The 20,025-nt window shown below is 69.6% G+C and carries 9 protein-coding genes; 1 reads left to right on the top strand and 8 read right to left on the bottom strand.

Annotated elements, in window-relative coordinates; all coding sequences use genetic code 11:
- Positions 1–28 precede the first annotated feature (28 nt).
- Positions 29–364: a type II toxin-antitoxin system VapB family antitoxin gene (locus A5790_RS05070; RefSeq protein WP_066841694.1), complete on the top strand. Its 336-nt coding sequence runs from the start codon at positions 29–31 to the stop codon at positions 362–364.
- Positions 365–371: 7 nt separating this feature from the next.
- On the opposite strand, the gene mbtG is transcribed toward A5790_RS05070, so the two are convergent.
- From mbtG to A5790_RS05030, 8 genes are all read right to left on the bottom strand, one after another.
- Complete coding sequence (gene mbtG, locus A5790_RS05065; protein WP_066841693.1) at positions 372–1,673, bottom strand: NADPH-dependent L-lysine N(6)-monooxygenase MbtG; 1,302 nt, start codon at positions 1,671–1,673, stop codon at positions 372–374.
- The gene (locus A5790_RS05060; protein WP_066841692.1) at positions 1,670–6,067 is read right to left on the bottom strand and encodes a non-ribosomal peptide synthetase; all 4,398 of its coding nucleotides are present in this window, start codon (positions 6,065–6,067) and stop codon (positions 1,670–1,672) included. Before A5790_RS05060 ends, mbtG begins: the two co-directional genes overlap by 4 nt.
- Complete coding sequence (locus A5790_RS05055) at positions 6,037–11,124, bottom strand: non-ribosomal peptide synthetase (protein ID WP_066841691.1); 5,088 nt, start codon at positions 11,122–11,124, stop codon at positions 6,037–6,039. The genes A5790_RS05060 and A5790_RS05055 overlap by 31 nt, the downstream gene beginning before the upstream one ends.
- Positions 11,121–14,060: a mycobactin polyketide synthase MbtD gene (mbtD, locus tag A5790_RS05050; protein ID WP_066841690.1), complete on the bottom strand. Its 2,940-nt coding sequence runs from the start codon at positions 14,058–14,060 to the stop codon at positions 11,121–11,123. Before mbtD ends, A5790_RS05055 begins: the two co-directional genes overlap by 4 nt.
- A complete protein-coding gene (locus tag A5790_RS05045; RefSeq protein ID WP_066841689.1) occupies positions 14,060–15,391 on the bottom strand; it encodes a polyketide synthase in 1,332 nt (443 codons plus the stop codon). The genes mbtD and A5790_RS05045 overlap by 1 nt, the downstream gene beginning before the upstream one ends.
- Positions 15,381–16,127 (bottom strand): thioesterase II family protein, encoded by a 747-nt coding sequence (locus A5790_RS05040; protein WP_066841688.1) that lies wholly within the window; start codon positions 16,125–16,127, stop codon positions 15,381–15,383. The genes A5790_RS05045 and A5790_RS05040 overlap by 11 nt, the downstream gene beginning before the upstream one ends.
- A 249-nt stretch (positions 16,128–16,376) precedes the next feature.
- Positions 16,377–18,113, bottom strand: a complete 1,737-nt coding sequence (locus tag A5790_RS05035; protein WP_066841811.1) for an ABC transporter ATP-binding protein — start codon at positions 18,111–18,113, stop codon at positions 16,377–16,379.
- Positions 18,110–19,936 carry an ABC transporter ATP-binding protein gene (locus A5790_RS05030; RefSeq protein ID WP_066841687.1) on the bottom strand — a complete coding sequence of 609 codons (1,827 nt, stop codon included), beginning with the start codon at positions 19,934–19,936 and terminating at the stop codon, positions 18,110–18,112. Before A5790_RS05030 ends, A5790_RS05035 begins: the two co-directional genes overlap by 4 nt.
- Positions 19,937–20,025 lie beyond the last annotated feature (89 nt).

Raw genomic sequence — 20,025 nt, 5'->3', positions numbered from 1 at the left:
GGGGGACGACTCGAAGGACGCTGGCCCGATGATCTTCAAGGGAGTCAGGGAGGGTAGGCCCTACCCCGAGCACGGGTTGTCTCACCGCCAATGGGCGCAGATCCCCCCGCGCCAGATCCGCCTCGACGAGTTGGTCACCACCACCACGGTGCTCGCGCTCGACCGACTGCTCTCCGAGGATTCAACGTTCTACGGCGACCTGTTCCCGCACGCGGTGCGGTGGAAGGGCATCATCTACCTCGAAGACGGGTTGCACCGCGCGGTGCGGGCCGCGTTGCGCAACCGCACGGTGCTGCACGCGCGCGTGTTCGACATGGACGTTCCGTCCCCGGCTGACTCGTGGGCCCAGGCGCGACAGGTCTAGAACCGCGTCACCGAACTGATTGACGCTCATGTCCTTTCGGTGACGCGCCGGTGGCCGCGCCCAGGTCGGCGCCGAGGATGCGGTCCGACAACAGGCCCAGGCACGACAGGTTGGGAAAGCCCGGCCCCTGCGTAAGTCCCGACAGACCCGGCAGGAAGAGCTTGGGCCGCAACCCGGAGACGGCGAGGTCGTCGCCGATGGCCTCCTGCAGCACATCCGGGGTCAGCGGCGCGCCGAGGCCGAGTTCCAGCAGATCCAATGCGTCCTGGCCGAGCAGTGGCACGAACCACATCGCGTCGGCGCCCGAGCCGTCGATGACCAGGTCGAAACCGTGCACTGTCTCGAGCGATTCGCCGCCCTGAGTTGTGCTCAGCGTCAACCGGATACGGCCTTCGCGGGCGACCGCGTGCGCGACCCGGCCCCGCAGGTGGCGGATCCGGTCGTCGGCGAGCAGCGCCTCCTGCACTCGGGCGGAGAACACCCCGCGGTCGGTCCGTAACAGCGCGTCGCGGCGCTCCGTCATGGTCAGGCTGGTCCAGCCGGTGGGGTCGGAGAACAGCGTGTTCTCGAAGAATCCTTCGCCTCGGGTGAACAGGGTCACCTGCGGCGAGATCACCGTGATCGTCGAAACACGATGCCGGAACAGCTCGTTGAGCATGGACGCCGCGGTCTCTCCCCCGCCGATGACCGCCACGCGTTCGGCGCGGATCAGCTCGTACTGCGCCGCGCGATGCCAGAACTGCGCGATCGACAGCACCCGCGGATTGCCCGGCAGGATCGAGCGCTCCGGCTGACCGGGGCCCGTGATCATCAGGCCATCGGCCGTCACGGTGCGGTCGGGCGTCTGCAGCGCCCACCGCGGCTCGCCCGATTCGGTGTCGACCGAGATGCCGCGCACCTCGCCGCGGACCACGTTCATCTCGACGTTGCCCGCGACCCAGCGCAGGTACTGGCTCCACCTGCGATGGGTGGGGGCGGGCCGTCCGCGGTCGACCCACTCGGCGAACTGGCCCGTCGAGATCAGGTACTGCTGCCAGCTGTGCCGCGTCATGCGCTCGTCGAGTTCGGCGTTGCGCCGCGGCACCAGGGCTGAGCGGTACGGGAAGCCGACGTCCTTCTCCGGGCTCGTGCCCAACCGGTGCTGCCCGTCGGTCCAGCCGCCGTCGGCCTGCCAGTTGGCGGCCACGCCGGTCTTCTCGACGGCGACGACCTCGGGCACATCGATGCCCATGTCGCGAAGTTCGGCGGCCTTGGCGGCGACGGCGACGGCCTTGGCGCCCGCACCCACCACCGCAAGCGTCCGGCTCATGAAACGACCTCTCGTAGCGATTCCAGCCACATCGTCTGCAGTGCGGCGACATCGTCGGCGGACAGAATCTCGGGAAGCGTGCGCCATTGCGTGCCCAGCACCGGCGCGTCGCTGTCGCCGAGCACGGCGGCGAGCACGGTCAATTCGTGCCGGACCGCCAGCCGCGGTTCGGGCAGCGGCGACACCCCCGCCAGCAGTGTCCGGTCCGGACGCAGCGCACCGCCGTCGAACCCCGCGTGCACCCGGCCCAGGAAGTTGAGCAACACCTGCGGTTCGGGCAGCGCCGCCAGGCGTTCGGCGGTGTCGGGCCGCAGATAGCGCAGCAGCCCGTAATCGATGCCGTCACCGGGTATCTCGCCGACATCGCGGGCGGTCTGCACACGCAGCGGGTAGATCGCGGTGAGCAGGCCGACGGTGTCGGAGGTGTCGACGGTGTCGATCAGGTTGTCGGCGCGGCCGTGGGTCTCCAGGGCCAACAGCGGCGGCGGGGTGTCCTGGCCGCGGTGCAGCCGCCAGCGGGTGACGGTGCGCGCCGCCGCGGCAGCCAGCAGGTGCGGCGCGGGTTCGGACGCGTTGAGCAACCGCAGGGTGAGGTCTGTGTCGGTCACCGCCATCGACACGACGACGTCGCCGACCCGATCGGTCTGCGGGCGCAGCCTGCGGGCGCCGAGCGGTGGGTCCTCGCCGTCGAGTTGAGCCGCCCAAAAGTCGGCCATGTCAAGCGTGTACGCCCGCTCGCGCAGCAGCCTCGACCAGCGCCGGTAGGTGGTGTGCTCGCGGATGGGCGCCGGTTCGCGGCCCGATGCGATGGTGTGCCAGGCCGCGTCGAGTTCGGCCAACAGGATCCGCCAGGACGCCGGGTCCGCGGCCAGCACATGGGCGGTCAGCAGCAGGATGCCGGGCCCGCTGGGCGGGTGCAGCCACACCGCGGCGAGCAGCGAACCCTGTTCGGGGTCAAGGCGTTCCACCGACCGATGGGCGTGTTCGGCTACGGCTGCGACGAGGGCTTCGTCCGTGTCGTCGTCTACGGGCACCTCGGTCAGCAGATCTTGTGGCTCGTGCTCGACGAGCGTCATCGTCTGCCGGTCGATCCGGCTTCGCAGTATCGGATGTCCGCCGACCACGGCGCGCAGAATCTGCTCGAGTGTTTCTCGGGTGACGCCGTCGGGCAACCGGATCGCCTCGGTCTGCCCCAACCGTCGCGGTTCGCCGCGTTCGTAGAGCCAGTGCGCGCTGGGCAGCACGGGCGTCGGACCATCGGGGTCGTCGTCGTGCTCGGCTAGCGCCGACTCGTTCTCGATGGCCTCGGCGAGCTCACGCAATGTCGCGCACTCCAGCATCAGCCTGGCGCGCAACGGAATTCCGCGCCTGCGGGCGGCCTGCACCACCGACAGCGCGACGATGCTGTCCAGGCCGAGGGCCAGAAGGTCCGCGTTGACATCGATGGTGGTGGCGTCGGGGCTTTCAAGCAACTGGCAGAGCACGGCGGCCAGCGCCTTCTCGGTCTCGGTCTCCGGCGCGGTCGAGGGCCCCTCGGCGACGGCGATCGCGTTCAGTGCGGCCTCGTCGACCTTGCCATGCGTGGTCAGCGGCATCTGGTCGATGACCACGATCGAGTGCGGAACCATGTAGCGCGGCAGGCGTTTTGACACCATGGCGCGCAACTCGGAGGCCGCGGGCGCGGGTTCGGCGGCGACGAACGCCACCAGTCGTGCGCCCCACCGTTGCTGGCGCACCACCACGTGGGCGTGGCGCACCGCGGGGTGGGTGTGCAGGACCGCCGAGATCTCGCTCGGCTCCACCCGGAAGCCGCGGATCTTCACCTGTGCGTCGGAGCGCCCGAGGAACTCCAGCGCGCCGTCGGGTTGGCGCCGCACCACGTCGCCGGTCCGGTACATGCGCTCGCCGTGCCCGAACGGGTCGGCGACGAACCGGCAGGCGGTCTCGCCGAACCGGCCCAGATAGCCGCGGGTCAGTTGGCCGCCCGACAGGTACAACTCGCCCGGCACACCGTCGGGTACCGGCCGCAGCCACGAGTCCAGCACGTAGGCCCTGCTGGGCGACGTGGGATGCCCGATGGTCGGTTGGTCGTGTTCGGCGATCGTGGCGACGACTGCTTCGACGGTGGTTTCGGTTGGGCCGTAACAGTTGTAGGCCGCCATGCCGGTACGCGCGCACTCGTCGCGGATCAGGTTCCACGCCGGGATGCCGACGGCCTCGCCGCCGAGTGCGAGCACCCCGAGCGGCACCGTCGTCAGCAGTCCGACCGCGTGCAGCTGGGCGAACATCGACGGGGTGGTGTCGATCAGGTCGATCCCGTACCGGCCGATCGTCTCGACCAGCGCCTCGGCGTCACGCTGGATGTGATCGTCGACGATGTGCACCGCATGCCCGTCGAGCAGGGCGGCCAGCGGCTGCCATGCGGCGTCGAACGTGAACGACCAGGCGTGCGCCACCCGCAGCGGATGACGCAACCGAGCCGCCGCGGGGCGCAGCACATTTCGGGCGTGGTCCTCGGCGTAGGCCAGCAGCGCCTGATGGGTTCCGATGACACCTTTGGGCCTGCCGGTGGTGCCGGAGGTGAACACCATGTACGCGGCCTGACCCGGCAGCGCGGTCACCGGCCGGAAGTCCTGGGCGGTCTCGGACGGCACGTCTGCGAGCATCGCATCGTCGACGACGACGGTCGCAGCGCACTGGTCGAGGATGTCGGCGATCCGCTCGGCGGGCATCCCCGGGTCCAGCGGCACGATCACACCGCCTGCCTTGAGCACCGCCAGCATCGCGACGACATACTGCGGTCCTCGCGAAAGGCGGATCGCAACAGGCGTTTCGGCGATTACACCCTTGGCCACCAGCACGGTGGCGAGCCGATCGGCCGCCTCGTCGAGCTGTCGGTAGGTCAACTCACCGCCGGACCAACTCAGCGCCGGTGAACCCAACCGCGCGCTCGCGGCTTCGGCGAACGCGGTGTGCACGCCGAGATGTTCGCTCGCCGGCGCGGGTTCGGCGGTTGCGATAGCGCCCTCGCCGTCGAGCAGGACACTGACGTCGCGCAGCGGCCGATCCCAGCCGGTGATCAGTCGCTGTGTGGTGGTGAGCAACCGATGCCCGAGCGACTCGGGAGTCATCTGGCCCAGCGCCCCTTCGACGACTTCGACCAGGACAGTGAGCTGGTCGTCGATCATGTGCGCGGCGATGGTGACCGGGAAGTGCGACACGCTCTCCAACGCAGCAGGCCGGAATGTCGCGCCGTTGGCCTCGAAGTCGCCGCCACCGACCAGGCCGCCGGGCGGGAAGTTCTCGTACACGAGAAGGGTGTCGTACATCTCGCCGATGCCACCCACGGCCCGCAGTTCGTTGTGGGGCAGGTATCCGTGGTCGCGCAGCTTGGCCGCTTCGCGTTGCAGCGCAACGCATTGGGTGCCCACTCGGGCCGTCGGGTCCAGCCGGACCCGCAGCGGCACCGTGTTGATGAAAAGCCCGACCATGGTCTCCACGCCAGCCAACTCGCCGGGGCGTCCGGACACCGTCACGCCGAACACCACATCGGAGCGGTCGGTGAACGCCGAGAGCACCGCGGCCCAAGCCATCTGGACCAGAGTGTTGACCGTGACACCGCGGGACCGGGCGGCCTCGGCCAACTGCTGCGTAGCGTCCCGATCCAGGCGCAGCTCGGTACGGTACGGTTCACCGGTGGGCGGCTCCCCGGAGGTGAGGGCGGGTGTGACGAGCGTCGGGCCGTCGAGGCCGGCGAGGTGCTCACGCCACAGCGCGCGGCTGGTCTCCTGATCGCGGCCGGCCAGCCAGCCGATGTAGTCGCGGTAGGGGCGCGGCGGCGGTGGTAGTACGGACGGATCGCCGCCCGAGCGGTACAGCGAGATCAGCTCGCCGACGAACAGCGGCAGCGACCACCCGTCGATGATGATGTGGTGGGCCACGACGACGAACCGCCAGTGCGATTCGGGCACCTCGATCAACAGGAACCGGATCGCCGGTCCGCGCGCGAGGTTGAACGGCCTGCGATATTCATCGGTCTCGAGCGCCTCGACCTCGTCGGCCGCCGCGGTGATGTGACGCCACGGTACGTCGACGCGGTTCGGCACAATCTGGACCGGTTTGCTCTGCGCCCGAACGAAACTCGCCCGCAGGTTGGGGTGGCGGGCGAGCATCGTGGCCGCACACTCGCGCAGTAGGCCCGCGTCGAGCGATCCGGTGACATCGGCCGCCATGGTGATGACATACGGGTCCTCGCCGCCGTCTTCGGCGCTGCTCAGCTGCGCCAGCGAGAACAGCCCCTGCTGCAGCGGGCTGAGCGCCATCACGTCCTCGATGGCGACCTTCGGTTCGGCCTGCGTCGAGGTCACGGTGCGCCCTCTTGGGACGCCGACCATATCGACGTGACCGCCGCCAGTTCGTCGGCCGACAGGCCCGAGGCCGCCATCGGCTCGTGATGGACGTCGGGCGTCTCCGTCTCCGCGCCACCGTCCACCTTGGCAGCCAATTCGTGGATCGTGGGGTGCTCGAACACCATTCGCGCAGTGACCGCCAGCCCGACGTCGCGCGCCCGGGCGGCGAGCTGAACCGCGAGGATGGAATCGCCACCGAGCTCGAAGAAGTCGTCGGTGCGGTTCACCTCGGCCACGTTGACGACCTCGGCGAGCAGCGATGCCAGCACGCGCTCGGTTTCGGTGCGCACGGGTTCGGCCGGCCCGGCAGGCGTCGCCGGGCGACGCGCCTCGACGGCCTCGATGTACTCCAGTTCACCGTCGGCGGTCCAGCGCCCACGTCTGCCGGTCGCACGCAGGTCGGCGCCGGTCTCGTCGACGGCGTGCTCGTAGACGTCGCCGACCACGCCGATCGCGACCGGGTCGCGCCAGCCGTCGAGCACGCTGGCCGATGCCGCCGCGCTGAACCGCTGCACCAGCCGGCGCTCTTGGCCGTCGGCGATCTGCACGTCGCGCACCCGTTGACCGGAATCGTCGGCGAAGGCGGCCAGCACACGATTCAACCACCCGACGAACCGTTCGGCGGTGCTGCGCCGATACAGGTCGGTGCGGTAGATGACGTGGCCGCGGTAGCCGTCGTCGGCGCCGAAGAAGTTCACCGACAGGTCGGCGTGCGCGACGTCGAACGGCGGCTCGAGCGCGGTGAACGTGGTGTCGCCGTCGGGCCGTGATTCGATCACCTGGTCGGCGGGCAGCGCCTCCCGCACGTGCACGACGACACCGAACAACGGGTTGCGCGACAGCGACCGCGCCGGGCTGACCGCATCGACCACCTGGTCGAACGGCAGGTCCTGGTGGGCGTAGGCCTCAAGCGCGGTGTCGCGGGCCCGGCGTAGCACCTCGCGCAGCGTCGGGTTGTCGGTCAGATCGTTGCGCAGCACCACGATGTTGATGAAGAAGCCGACGAGCTGGTCGAGTTCGGCCTCGGTGCGGCCCGCGACCGGGGTGCCCAGCGGAATGTCCGGGCGCTCACCGGCTTTGTGCAGCGCGACTGCCACGGCCGCCTGCAGCAGCATGAACTCGGTGACGCCGAGCTCCTGGCTCAGTTCGGCGAGCTTGCCGCGGGTGGCGGCGTCGATACCGAACTCGACGGCGTCCCCCTCCCCGCTGAGCACCGGCGGGCGCGGGAAATCCGGGGTCAGGCCCGGATCCTCGTGCAGACCGGCCAACTGCGCGCGCCAGTAGTCGCGCTGCGCGGCGACGGGCCCGTCGGTTTCGCCGAGCAGGGCCGCCTGCCACGCCGCGTAGTCCGCGTACTGCACCGGCAGCGGCGCGAAACCCGGTGCCTCACCGGCGCGCCTGGCTCGGTAGGCCGTCAGCAGGTCGGTGAACAACACCATCGCCGACCAGTGGTCGGCGGCGATGTGATGCACCACCAGCGAGACCACGTGCGCCTCCGGCGTTGCGAGCACGGCCGCGCGAACGGGTGGGTCGGCTTCCAGGTCGAAGACGTGCCTGCGCTCCTTGCCGAGCTCGGTGTCCAGCCAGTCGTCGTCGGCACCGTGGGCGCGGCGCACCGCGACCTCCAGTTCGTCGTTGACGATCTGATATGGCGCACCATCGATTTCGCGGTATGTCGTGCGCAGCACCTCGTGCCGGGCCACCACGTCGCGCACCGCGCGCACGAACGCGTCGGCGTCGCAGGACCCGTTGATGCGGGCCGCGAACGGGATGTTGTTGACCGGGCTCGGTCCGTCGATGCGGTACTGGAACCACATCCGCAGCTGCGAGGCCGACATGAGCAGCGGCCCGTCGTGTGGGACGGGGACCAGCCTGGGGCGGGTTGGGCCGCCGGCGGTCGATGACGAGGCGATCCGTTGCGCCAGGGCGGCCACGGTGCCCAGTTCGAAGACCTCGCGCACACCGATGTCGACGTTGAACGCACTGCGCACCCCGGCAACGAGTTTGGTGGCCAGCAGCGAGTGGCCGCCGAGGTCGAAGAACGAGTCGTCGGCGCCGATGCGGTCGCGTTCCAACAGTTCGGCGAACAGGTCGGCGATCCGGCGTTCGGTACCGTCGGCCGGCTCGCGGAACGCCGCGCCGGAGTCGATGTCAGGTTCGGGTAGCGCCGCCCGGTCGATCTTGCCGTGGGCGGTGATCGGGATCTCGTCGAGCACGACGTAGGCCGCCGGGGTCATGTATTCCGGCAGGGCGGCGGCGACCCGGTTGCGGATCCGCTCGACATCCACCGATTCGATGTCCTCGGCCGGCGTGACGTAGCCGACGAGACTCTTGCCCACCCCGGGCAGGTCGCTGACCACCACGACCGCCTGGCCGACGCTCGGGTCGACGGAGATCGCCGCGGCCACCTCGCCGAGTTCGATGCGGAACCCGCGGATCTTGACCTGCTCATCGGCGCGACCGACGAACTCGATGTCGCCGTCTGCGTTGCGGCGGGCCAGGTCACCCGATCGGTAGAGCCGGCCTCCGGGGTTGAACGGGTCGGCGACGAACCGCTCCGCGGTCAGCTTGGGCCGGTCGTGATAACCGTGCGCGACATGGGTTCCGCCGATGTAGATCTCGCCGATCACCCCGACCGGGACAGGCCGCAGGGCGTCGTCGAGCAGGTGGATCTGGGTGTTGATCTTGGGCTTGCCGATGGGCACGATGCGGGTGCCCTGCTTACCCTCGACCTTGTACCGGCTCGCGTTGATGACGGTCTCGGTCGGGCCGTAGAAGTTGTGCAGCAGCGCGTCGAATGTGGCGTGGAACTTGTCGGCCAGCTCACCGGGCAGCGCCTCGCCGCCGATGGGCACCCGTTGCAGGGTCCGCCACTGGTTGACGCCGGGCAGCGACAGGAACAGGCCCAGCAGCGAGGGCACGAAATGCATTGAGGTGATGCCCTCGTCGTGCAGCAAGTCGGTGAGGTAGCCGACGTCGCGAAGCCCGTCCGGGCGCGGAATGACCAGCCGACCGCCGCACGCGAGCATGCCGAAGATCTCGGCGATCGAGACGTCGAAGCTCGGCGAGGCGACCTGCAGCAGCCGCTCGCTGTCGTCGATCCCGTAGTCGCCCTTGAACCAGACGAAATATTCGGCGACGGGCTTGTGGGCCACCGGGACGCCCTTGGGCAGACCGGTCGAACCCGAGGTGTAGATCAGGTAGGCGGTGCTCTCCGGGTACAGCGGGCGGACGCGCTCGGCGTCGGTGGGGTTGGTGGTCGGGAACCGGTCGAGGTCGGTGATCGGTTCGCGGATGGCCAGTTTCGGATCGGAGTCCGACAGGATGAACATCAGTCGATCCTCGGGGTAGGTCGGGTCGACAGGCTGATACACCGCGCCCGCCTTGATCACGCCGAGCGCGGTGATCACCAGCTCCGGTGAGCGGTCCAGCAGCACCGCCACACGATCCTCGGTGCCGATGCCACGCTCGATCAGCCAGTGCGCCAACCGGTTCGCCGACTCGTTGACCTCGCGGTAGGTGTAGTTGCGTCCCTCGTAGACCACGGCGACGGCGTCGGGTGTGCGCGCCGCCTGCGCCTCCACCAGAGCCGTCATGGTCGACGGGACGGTGTCGAATTCTTCTCCTGCCGAGACCCGGCGCAACCATTCGACGTCTTCGGGCGCCATCAGTTCGAGTTCGTTGACGGGGAGATCGGGGCGATGCAGCGCGTCGTCGAGCAGCACCGCGTAGTGCTCGAGCAGCTGGCGCACCAGCGGCGCGTCGAGGATCTCGACGAGGTACTCGGCCTCCACCACGATCCCGGGTGCGTCGAACTCCACCATGAAGCCCAAGGGCAGCTGGGTGAGATGACCGCGTAATTCGGCTCGGCGGCAGGTGATTCCGGGCGGGTTGAACCCCTGCGAGTCGGCGCCGCGCGCGCCGAAGGTCACCCGCGTCATCCGCTCCACACCGTGGCGGCGGTCGGGGTTCAGTTCGCGCACCACCCTGTCCAGGTTCACGCGCTGATGGGCGAACGCACCGACCGCGGTGTCGCGGGCGTGTGCGAGGACGTCGCGGAAGCTCTCGTGAGCGCCTGGGCGCAGGCGCAGCGCCACCGTGTTGCCGTAGTACCCGATCACGTCCTCGGTCTCGGCGGTGCGGTTGAGCACCGGTGCGGCGACCAGGAAGTCGTCGGCATGGGTGTAGCGCTGCATCAGTACCCCGAAGGCGGCCAGCAGCACCATGTACGGCGTCGCGCCCGCCTCCTTGGCCAGCGCGGCGATCCGCTCGACCGTCGCATCCGGCAACTGCAGCGTCAGCCGCTGCGAACGCCAGTTCGTCGGCACCGCAGAGCCGTTCGGTCCGGGCAGCTCCAGCGGCTCCGGCGGGTCGGCGAGCGTCTTGCGCCAGTAGTCCAGGTCCTCGTCGACCGGGCCCAGCGCGTGCGACGGTGGTGTGACCGCGGGCGCCAAGGCCTCACCGGCGTACGCGCGCGTGAGATCGCCGAAGAAGACCGGCCAGCAGCCGTCGTCCCAGGCGATGTGGTGCGCCACGAGCAACATGACGTGTTCGTCGGGCGCGGTGCGCACAACGGTGAGCCGCAGCGGCGAGTCGGTGCTCAGATCGAAGGGGGCGCAGAACTCGCGCTGGGCCAGCACCTCCAAGCGCAGCCGGCGCGCATGCTCGGACAGCTCGGTCAGGTCGTGCACGGTCCAGCCCGGGGTCAGGTCGTCGTGGACGCTCGGTTGTGGTTCGCCGTCTTCGTCGACGCCGTAGGTGGTGCGCAGCGCGGCGTGACGCGCGGCGACCGCGTTGACGGCGTCGTGCAACCGGGCGACATCGAGGTCGCCGGTGAGCCGGTAGGACAGGCAGATGTTGAGGATCACCCCGGTCGGGTCGGCCGCTTGGACGAACCACATGCGGCGCTGGCCGTCGGACAGTCCGTCTTGTTCGCCGGTCGAGGTGTTCTCACCGCGCAGACCCCGCTCGGCGAGCTTGCGGCGCAACAGCTCCAGCCGGCGGTCCTCCACCTGCTCGCGGATATCGACCGTGTCAGTCACGCGTTGTCTACCTTCTCTGATCGTTCTTTGCTGTCGAGGTCGGCGATGAGTTCGCCGCCGGTGACGCCGCCGAGCAGGACCGCCAGCGACACCTTGTGTCCGGTCGCCCGTTGCAGCCGTTTACGCAGATCCAAAGCCAGGAGCGAGTCGACCCCCAGGTCGAGCAGCGATGTCTCGAGGTCGATCGAGCTCGCCTCGATGTTGAGCACCGCACCCAGCTCCGACGTCACCACCGCCGTGGTATCGCCCGCCGATTCGGTTGTGGCCACGGTTGTCTCGGCATGCTCGGCCGTCCGGCTCCCCAAGAACACCCGCAAACGGGCCTGGTCGGCGCTGAACAGCAGCGGATCCTCGCCGTGGTCGCGCACGCTGGCCTCGACGGCGGCGTCCGGGGACATCGCCAGCAGCCCGGACCGCTCGATCTTGGTCACCTCGTCTGCGTCGGCGATGCCGCTGCCGCGCCACAGTCCGTACCTGGCGGCCACGCAGTGTTGGCCCTTGGCCCGCAGCTGGCCCGCCATCACGTCGAGTATCCGGTTGGCGGCCGAGTATGCGGCGTGTCCGCGTCCACCCCACACTCCGGACACCGAGGAGCACACCAGGATTCGACCGTCCCGGCGCATCGGCCAGAGCTCGGTCGCCCTGGCCAGCCCGCCGATCTTCGCGGCGGCCGCCTCAGTGAACGTCTCCGGCGTGAGCTCGTCCCGATCGGCGAAGGCCGCCGCGCCCGCGGCATGGATGAGCAGGGACGCACCGTCGGCGCCGAACTCCTCGGCCGCCGCGGCCATCTCCTCGGTAGAGGTGATGTCACACCGCGGCGCGACCACGTCGAGGCCCGGCGCGATCGCGGCGAGTTCGGCCTTGGTGGCGGCGTCGACACCGCGGCGGCTGAGCAGCACGATGCGGCGTGCCCCGTGAGCGGCCAGATACCGGGCGAAATGCAATGCCACCGCGCCGTTACCGCCGGTGATCACGACGTCGTCGAACGCGCCGGACACCGAGAGCCACGAGGGTGCGGGCTCCATCGCCTCCCCGACGGAGCGGAGGAAAACCGCTGGACCCGAACCATCGTCGCGCACGGCAACCTCGTCGCCGCCGGACAGAAGTGCGCTGACCGCCGCGGCGGCCAGGGTGTCGTCGGGCTCCCAGGAAGGCAGGTCGAGATGCCGAAACGCCTGCTCGGGTCGCTCGAAGCCGAGACTGCGGTGCATCGCCGCCAGGGCGGTCTGCGCGGGCAACGCGACCGGCTCCCCCGGCTGGACGTGCTCACCGCCGACCGTCACGAGGCAGACCGCGCGGCAGTGCGGTCCCGACGCGTCGACGTAATCAAGCAGGCCCTCTCCGACGAGCTGGGAGATGTCGTGGGCCGCGCGTTCGGCGTCGGGATGGTCGAGCAGGGGTGCGACGGCGACGACGAGTTCGGCGTCGGCCGGTTCGACCACGTCGGATCCGTTGTCCCGCAGCGCCGTCCGCAGCTGTGCACCGAGCGACCCGCGCGGGCCGGCAAGCTCGACGACGGCGACGCGCTGCGCGGTCTCCTTTGAGCGCGCAGCGGTGGCGTCCCATTTCTCACGGGCGACGGTGAGGCCGTAGACCGAAGCCAGCGGCTGCGGTTGTGCCCACAGCCGCACCGACCGCATCGGCGCGTTCGGGAAGCCGCGCAACCGGGGTTGCGCAGCGACGTCGACCAGGTCGGCCCAACGAAATTCGGGGTTGGCCACCGCGACGGTGGCGATACTGGCCGACAGCGTGTCGATGGCGGCAAGGTCGCGATGCCCCGATCCGATGATCAGTGGGTCCTCGTCGCCCAGCAGGTCGCCCAGCGCGAACAGCAGGGCCGGATGCGCCGACATCTCGATGTACGCCGCGGCGCCGCGGCGACCCGCGGCCGCGACGGCCCTGTCGAATCGCACGGTGTTGCGCAGGTTCTGGTACCAGTATGAGGTGAACCCGGTGCCCCCGGGCACCACGTCGGCAGTGGTGGAGCCGATGAACTCTACTGGGGCATCGGCGAACTCGGTGTCTGGGAGCATCGCGAGGAGGTCCTCGCGCAGCCGCTCCAGCGCACTGGTGTGTCCGGGATAGTTCACGTCCAGTTCGCGGGCGAACAGACCGTGCTCGGTTGCGGTCGCGACGAGCGCGCTGATCGCCCCGCGCTCCCCCGACACCGCCACCGACGCGCCGGCGTTGACCGCCGACACCTCAAGCCATCCCGGCGTCGATTCGATCAACCGCTCGGCGTCGGCCAGTGAAACCCCCAGCGCGGCCATGCCGTAGTCGCCGGAGAGCCGCTCGACTGCCCTGGCTCGGGCGATGACCACAGCGGCCGCGTCGGGCAGCGTGATGGTCCCGGCGACGTGGGCGGCCGCGACCTCACCGAGGCTGTGCCCGACCACCAGGTCGGGTGTGATTCCGCATGAGCGCCAGATCTGGGCCAGCGCGACGGCATGGGTGAACTGCGCTGACTGGATCTGCGTCTGCGTCCAGGACCCGCCGTTGGTCTCCGCCGTCAGGTACGGCAGCGGTGACGGCTCGCCTGCGGCGACGAACGCCTCCGCGCACCGGTCGACGTGCGTGCGATACACCGCAGACCGCCGATAGGCGTCCGCCCCCATGGACGGCCATTGGTTGCCCTGTCCGGGGAAGACGAAAGCCGTTCGCGCCGCCGTTGATTGCGACGAGCGGGCCATCAGCGGGTGCGTACCGCCGTCGGCGATCGCTCGGAGCCCTTCGGCCAGTTCGGCGGTGCCGGCGGCGCGCACGACCGCGCGGTGCCTGCGTATGCGCCGGGTGCGCAGCAAGGTTGCGGCCACCGCCGCCACGTCGGGCTCGCGATCGAGGTAGCGCAGTATCGCCTCGGCGTCGGCGGCCAGCAGTTCCTCGGCGTGCGCGCTCAACACGACCGGCACCCGGCCGTCGGGGAAACCGGTGGCCATCACGCCGCCTCGGGACGGCTCGACGGAACCGACACGATCACATGGGCGTTGGTGCCGCTCATGCCGAACGCGGTCACCGCCGCGAACCGCTCACCGTTGGTGGCGGGCCACGGTGTCAGCTCCGATGCCAGGCGCAATCCTTGGCTGTCCCAGTCGATTTCGCGGCTGGCCTCGTCGGTGTGCAAGGTGGCGGGGATGGCGCCGTGTTCGGCGGCGATCAGGGCTTTGGCCAGGCCGAGGCCCCCCGCGGCGGCCTGGGTGTGGCCGAGGTTGGACTTCACCGAGCCGAGCAGCGGGCCTCGGCCGGGTTCGGTGGCGCCGTAGGTTCCGGCGAGCGAGATCAGTTCGGTGCGGTCCCCGAGCCGGGTGCCGGTACCGTGCCCCTCGACCATCCCGATGTCGTGCGGACGCAGACCACTCTGTTCGAGGGCCCGAGCGAACAACCGCGCCTGCGCCGGGCCGCTCGGTGCGGTCAGCCCGACGGAGCGGCCGTCCTGGTTGAGGCAGGTCACCCGCAACTCGGCGATAACGTGGTGTCCGTCGCGCAGCGCGCGCGACCGGCGCTGCAGGACGAACATGGCCGCGCCCTCGGCCCATACGGTTCCGCTGGCCTGAGCGCTGTAAGGGCGGCAGTGACCGTCGTCGGACAGCGCGTGTTGTTTGGAGAATTCGACGAAGAAGCCGGCCGAGCCCATCACGCAGACACCGCCGGCCAGCGCCAGGTCGCAGTCTCCCGACCGCAGCGACTGTGCCGCGGTGTGGATCGCGGTCAGCGTCGACGAACACGAGGTGTCGATGGTCAGCGCGGGCCCGGCCAGACCGAGGGTGTAGGCGATGCGCCCCGAGATGACGCCGAGCGCGGTGCCCGACATCAAATGCCCGGTGAGATTGGAGAATTCGACCAGATCGGGACCGTAGCCCATCACCGAAGCGCCGACATAACAGCCGGCGTCGTGGCCCGCGAGGTCGTCGGGGTTGATGCCGCTGTTCTCCAGTGCCCGCCACGCCACCCGCAGCGCGACCCGCTGCTGCGGGTCCATCGCGACCGCTTCCCGTGGTGAGATCCCGAAGAACTCCGGATCGAATTCGGCTGCCCGAGCGAGAAATCCGCCGAGATCGTGGATGCGCTTGAACCCGTCGCGGGCCGACCCGTCGAGGATGTCGCGGACCGACCAGCCGCGGTCCCGCGGGAACGGGCACAGGCCCTCGCGGCGGTTGACCAACAGATCCCAGTAGTCCTCGGCGGTGTCGATTCCTCCCGGCGCCTCGATCGCCATCCCCACGATGACGATCGGATCGTCGCTGACGCCGTCGGGCGTGCTAACCGGCATTGACCAACTCCGCGACGGCGTCGAGATGGTCGTTGATGTAAAAGTGTCCACCGTCGAACAACGACAGCGTGAAGGCATTTTGGGTGTGAGTTTCCCATCCGCGCAACATGTCTGGGCTGATTCGGTGGTCGTCGCGGCCACCGATGGTGTGTATGTCGGCGGCGAGGCGGACGTCGGGTTCGCACGCGTAGCGGTTGAACGCCTCGTAGTCCGCACGCACCGCGCGAACGAGCAGTTCGATGAAGTCCTCGTCGGCCAACAGGCGGGGGTCGGTCCCGCCGAGGTCGACCATGTTGGCGACGACTTCGGTCGCGGCCGTCGGCAAGCGCGGTGAGGTGGCGATGGTCGAGGGCGCCTGGCTCGCCGAGACCCACAGCTGGCGGACGGGAACGCCGTTGCGCTCGGCCGCGCGGCCGAACTCGAATGCGATCACCGCACCCATGCAGTGGCCGAACAGGCGCAGCGGTCCCAGCTCGGACCAGTCCCCCGCCGCGAAGAGGTCGGCGGCCAAGTCCTGCACCGTCTCCGGTGCGGGATGGCGCAGCCGGTCCGCGCGCTGCGGGTACTGGACCACGTACGCGTCGTCACCGGTGCGGGCCAGCGCCGAGGCGAACGCGCGGTAGGCCGCGGCCGCGCCGCCGGCGTGCGGGAAGACGATGGTCGCTCCGTCTGATGACTGCCCCGCGGACCGTTTGATCCAGGGCGCGAAGGTTAGCTGGCTCCGTTCGTCGATCATCGCGTGGGAGTCGCGTCGGGGCGGCGTCGAAGACCGGACAGGTGCGATGAGCGGGCCTGCGATTCCGCGGTGAAAACACTCATGAATTCCTCCGTGTGATTAGCGCAGGCTGTCCTAAATCGGAAGTGAGGTTACCCTATCCTTCGCGCCCCGGACACGCCTACGTCGCCCCTCCACTAAGGGGCGTCCAGGTCCTGCCGGCTTCGCCGCTTCGCGTAGTTGTACCGGGTCTGACGTGCGCGAACGCAGTTATCCTTCCGCGGCGGCCATCACCCACCCGCTGGCGGCAACGCGTTGGTTCCAGAACTGCGCGTACTGGCCGCCGCGGGCCATCAGCTCGGCATGGCTGCCCTGGTCCTCGACCGTGCCGTCGGCCGACAGCACCACGATGTGGTCGGCGGCGGTGACCGTGGACAGCTTGTGTGCGATCACGATGACGGTGCTGTGCTGTGCCAGCGTCCGGATGGACTCGGCGACGTGATGTTCGTTCTCCGGGTCCAGCGCGCTGGTCGCCTCGTCGAACAGCACGATGGGCGCGTTCTTGACCAGCGCCCGCGCGATCGACACCCGCTGCCGTTCGCCGCCCGAGAGCGCCGAACCGCCTTCACCGACCCGGGTCTGCCAGCCGTCGGGCAGACGCTCGACGACCGACAACAGGCCCGCGGTGCGAGCCGCCTCCACGATGGCGGCGTCGTCGGCGTCGGGCCGACCGATGCGGATGTTCTCCCACAGCGTGTCGTCGAACAGGTACACGTCCTGGAAGACCAGCGACAGTTGCGCCATCAGGTCGGCGGTCAGCTGGTCGCGCACGTCAACGCCCCCGACCCGGACCACGCCCCCGTCGACGTCGTAGAAGCGCGCGATCAGCTTGGTGATCGTCGACTTCCCCGAGCCCGACGGGCCGACCAGCGCGGTCATGGTGCCTGGTTCGGCGACGAAACTGACGTCCGTGAGTACCTTGCGATCCGAGTAGCCGAACGCGACACGGTCGAGCTCGACGCGGCCGGGCGCCGGAAGCGCACTCGCGGTGGCCGGCTCGGCCAACGACGGGGTGTCCAGGATGGAGGTGATGCGCTCCAGCTCCGCAGTCGCCAGCCTGACCGCGGACCCGAGTTCGGCCAGCTGTGAGAGCGGTGAGGCGAACCGGGCGGCCAGCCCGAGGATGGCCACCAGCGTGACAGGGTTGATGTCGCCGGACACCGCAATCCACACACCCGCCGCGATCAGCGCAGAGAAAACCGCCTGCACCGCAACGCCATTCAGAAGCAGCCCGGTCACCGACTGCCACAGGGCGGCGCGTCCGGCGCGATGCTGCGTCTGCAGCGCGTCGCCCAGCGGCGTGTAGTCGGCCCCGGTGCGTCCGAAGGCCCGCAGCACGGGCTGGTAGCGCGCGAACTCGATCACCCGGTTGTTGACCTCGATCGCCGCATCGTGGGTGCGCACCTCGGCGCCGGCGATCAACCGGGAGGCGAACCGCCCGCACATCACCAGCAGCACCCCGCCGACCAGAGCGACCAGCCCGATCCGCCAGTCGAAGTAGAACAGCCCGGCCACCACGGTCACCGCGCTGACGGTGTTGACCACCAGCGGGGTGACCAGGTTGCCGCCGCTGGTGCCGACGAAAACCGTTCCCTTGACCGCGATCTGGGACACCTTGCCGACCGTCTCGCGGCTGAACCACCCGAGCGGCAGAGTGACCATGTGGTCACCGAGCCGGTGGTGCAGCAGCCGCATCGTGGTCAGCGCCATACGGATCGCGAGTTTGGCCTGAACGTAGCTGAGCACCGACGCGACCAGCACGGTGATCGCCATCAGGCCCAGCCAGCGGCCGGTGGCCACGTAGTCGCCGTCGAACAGCGACACCGTCACCGGCACCAGCAGCAGCATCACCAGGCCGTGCAGGATGCCGTAGACGGTCACCACCGCCAAAAAGCTGAACATCCGGCCCCGCTGCGGGCCGAGGATCTGCAGAAAGCCCCGGATCATCGGGCCACCTCCCATTCCCGTGCATGGCCTGCTGTGTAGGACTGCCACATGCGCGCGTACTGCCCGCCCGCTGCGAGCAGCTCGTCGTGCCTGCCTTGTTCGACGACGCGTCCCTGATCCAGCACGACCACGTTGTCGGCGGACACGATCGAGCCGAGCCGGTGCGCGATGACCAGCACCGTGCGCCCGACGATCAGCCGCGACAACGCCTCTTGGATCTGGGCCTCCGAATCGGGGTCGGCGAACGCGGTCGCCTCGTCGAGCACCAGGATCGGCGTATCAGCCAGCACGGCGCGCGCGATGCTGACGCGCTGAGCTTCGCCGCCGGAGAAGTGCGCGTCCTCGTCGATGACCGAGTCGTATCCCCTTGGTAGCTGCAGGATTCGGTCGTGGATGCGGGCGGCCTTGGCCGCGGCGACGACGTCCTCGTCGGTGGCGTCGGCGCGGCCGAGGCGGATGTTGTCGGCGACGCTGATACCGAGCAGTTGCACGTCCTGCAGCACGAACCCGACGTGCCGGTACAGCTCGGCGGGCGCGATGTCGCGAACGTCGACGCCACCGACGCGCACCGCGCCCGCGGTGACGTCGTGAAAGCGCGGCACGAGGGTGGCCAGCGTCGACTTGCCGCTGCCCGAAGGCCCGACCAGCGCGGTGATGGTACCGGCTTCAAGTGTGAGCGACACGTCGTGCAGGACGGTGTTCTCGCCGTCGTAGGAGAACCGGACATCCTCGAATCGGATCGAATTGTCCTGCGGTACCTGCGGTTCGCGTGCGACGGGCAGCACCGGTGTGTCCAGCAGGCGCTGCAGTCGCCCTGCGGCGGCCGCGGCCTGGCGTTTGATGTGCGTGGAGTAACCGACGGTCAGCACGGCCGCCGGGATGGTCACCGCGACCAGCGTCGAGCCCAGCACCTCGATCGGGCTGACCCAGCCGCTGCGGACGAACCAATATCCGCCGGCCAAGTTGGCCAGCAGCAGCACCGGGGTGTCGATGAAGACCGACGACACCGCCTTGACCCGAACCAGCGGCCCGATCCATCCCGCGAAGCTCTCGTTGAACTCGTCGGCGGCGTCGGCGAAGCGCTTGTGCGCCTTGCCGGCCTGCCCGAACGTCTTGACCACCGACACCCCGGCGATGAACTCGACGATGGTGGCGCTGATCCGTTCGACCCCGTGGTCGAGCCGTTCCATCTGCGTTCGGGAGTCGCGCCCCAGCGCAAGGTAGATGCCGATGTAGAAGGGCACGGTGGCCATTGCCAGCAGGCCCAGCCGCCAGTCGAGGTAGAAGCAGTAGATGAGGCCGAACAGCGGGGTCGCCAACGCTCCGGTGTTCTCCACCGCCGAATGGGCGACCAGGAAGTGCAGTTCACCGACGTCGTTCTGGACGGCCTTGTTCACCTCGCCCGACGACTTGCTGCCGAACCAGCCCAGCGGCAACCGGCCGAGCTTGTCGACGATCCGCAGCCGCAACGACCGCTGCAGATCGACGTCGGCGAAGTGGGTGATCGTGAGCGCGGCACCGCCGGCGAGCGTGCGCACCAGCAGTGCGACGACCACGATGGCGACGACCGTCCAGAGCCTGGCGGTGTCCGGTGGGCCGTCGGCGAGCAGTTCACGGCCGATCTCCACGATGCCGATGAAGGGCACGATGGTCGCCGCCGAAGCCAGCAGCTGGTACCGCTGCGCGCGCGACGAGCGCGCCCGGGTGGGCGCGAGCAGCTGCTGCAGCGCGAGCTTGTCGTAGGTGGCTGCGCGCTTGGCCGCATCGGCCGGGGTTTCGGGGGAACCCGTCTCGATGGCGGGCGCGGGTTGCACAGCGGTCATGCACCCTCCAGGTCTAGCGGTGGGTAAGGGTCGCCTAACCCTACCGTTCGCCTATGAGGCGGCGGCCGCTACGTAACGTGAAGGCGTCG

The sequence above is a fragment of the Mycobacterium sp. 852002-51152_SCH6134967 genome (assembly GCF_001667105.1).
Classification (GTDB): Bacteria; Actinomycetota; Actinomycetes; order Mycobacteriales; family Mycobacteriaceae; genus Mycobacterium; species Mycobacterium neumannii_A.
The sequence above is the reverse complement of the archived record's forward strand: the minus strand, read 5'-3'. Positions and strand labels throughout refer to the sequence as shown.

What these genes read in the sequence shown, in the direction of transcription:
- A5790_RS05070 (WP_066841694.1), top strand. Translation starts at nt 29, where the DNA reads ATGATCTTCAAGGGAGTCAGGGAGGGTAGGCCCTACCCCGAGCACGGG.
- mbtG (WP_066841693.1), bottom strand. Translation starts at nt 1,673, where the DNA reads ATGAGCCGGACGCTTGCGGTGGTGGGTGCGGGCGCCAAGGCCGTCGCC.
- A5790_RS05060 (WP_066841692.1), bottom strand. Translation starts at nt 6,067, where the DNA reads ATGGTCGGCGTCCCAAGAGGGCGCACCGTGACCTCGACGCAGGCCGAA.
- mbtD (WP_066841690.1), bottom strand. Translation starts at nt 14,060, where the DNA reads ATGGCCACCGGTTTCCCCGACGGCCGGGTGCCGGTCGTGTTGAGCGCG.
- A5790_RS05045 (WP_066841689.1), bottom strand. Translation starts at nt 15,391, where the DNA reads ATGCCGGTTAGCACGCCCGACGGCGTCAGCGACGATCCGATCGTCATC.
- A5790_RS05040 (WP_066841688.1), bottom strand. Translation starts at nt 16,127, where the DNA reads ATGATCGACGAACGGAGCCAGCTAACCTTCGCGCCCTGGATCAAACGG.
- A5790_RS05035 (WP_066841811.1), bottom strand. Translation starts at nt 18,113, where the DNA reads ATGATCCGGGGCTTTCTGCAGATCCTCGGCCCGCAGCGGGGCCGGATG.
- A5790_RS05030 (WP_066841687.1), bottom strand. Translation starts at nt 19,936, where the DNA reads ATGACCGCTGTGCAACCCGCGCCCGCCATCGAGACGGGTTCCCCCGAA.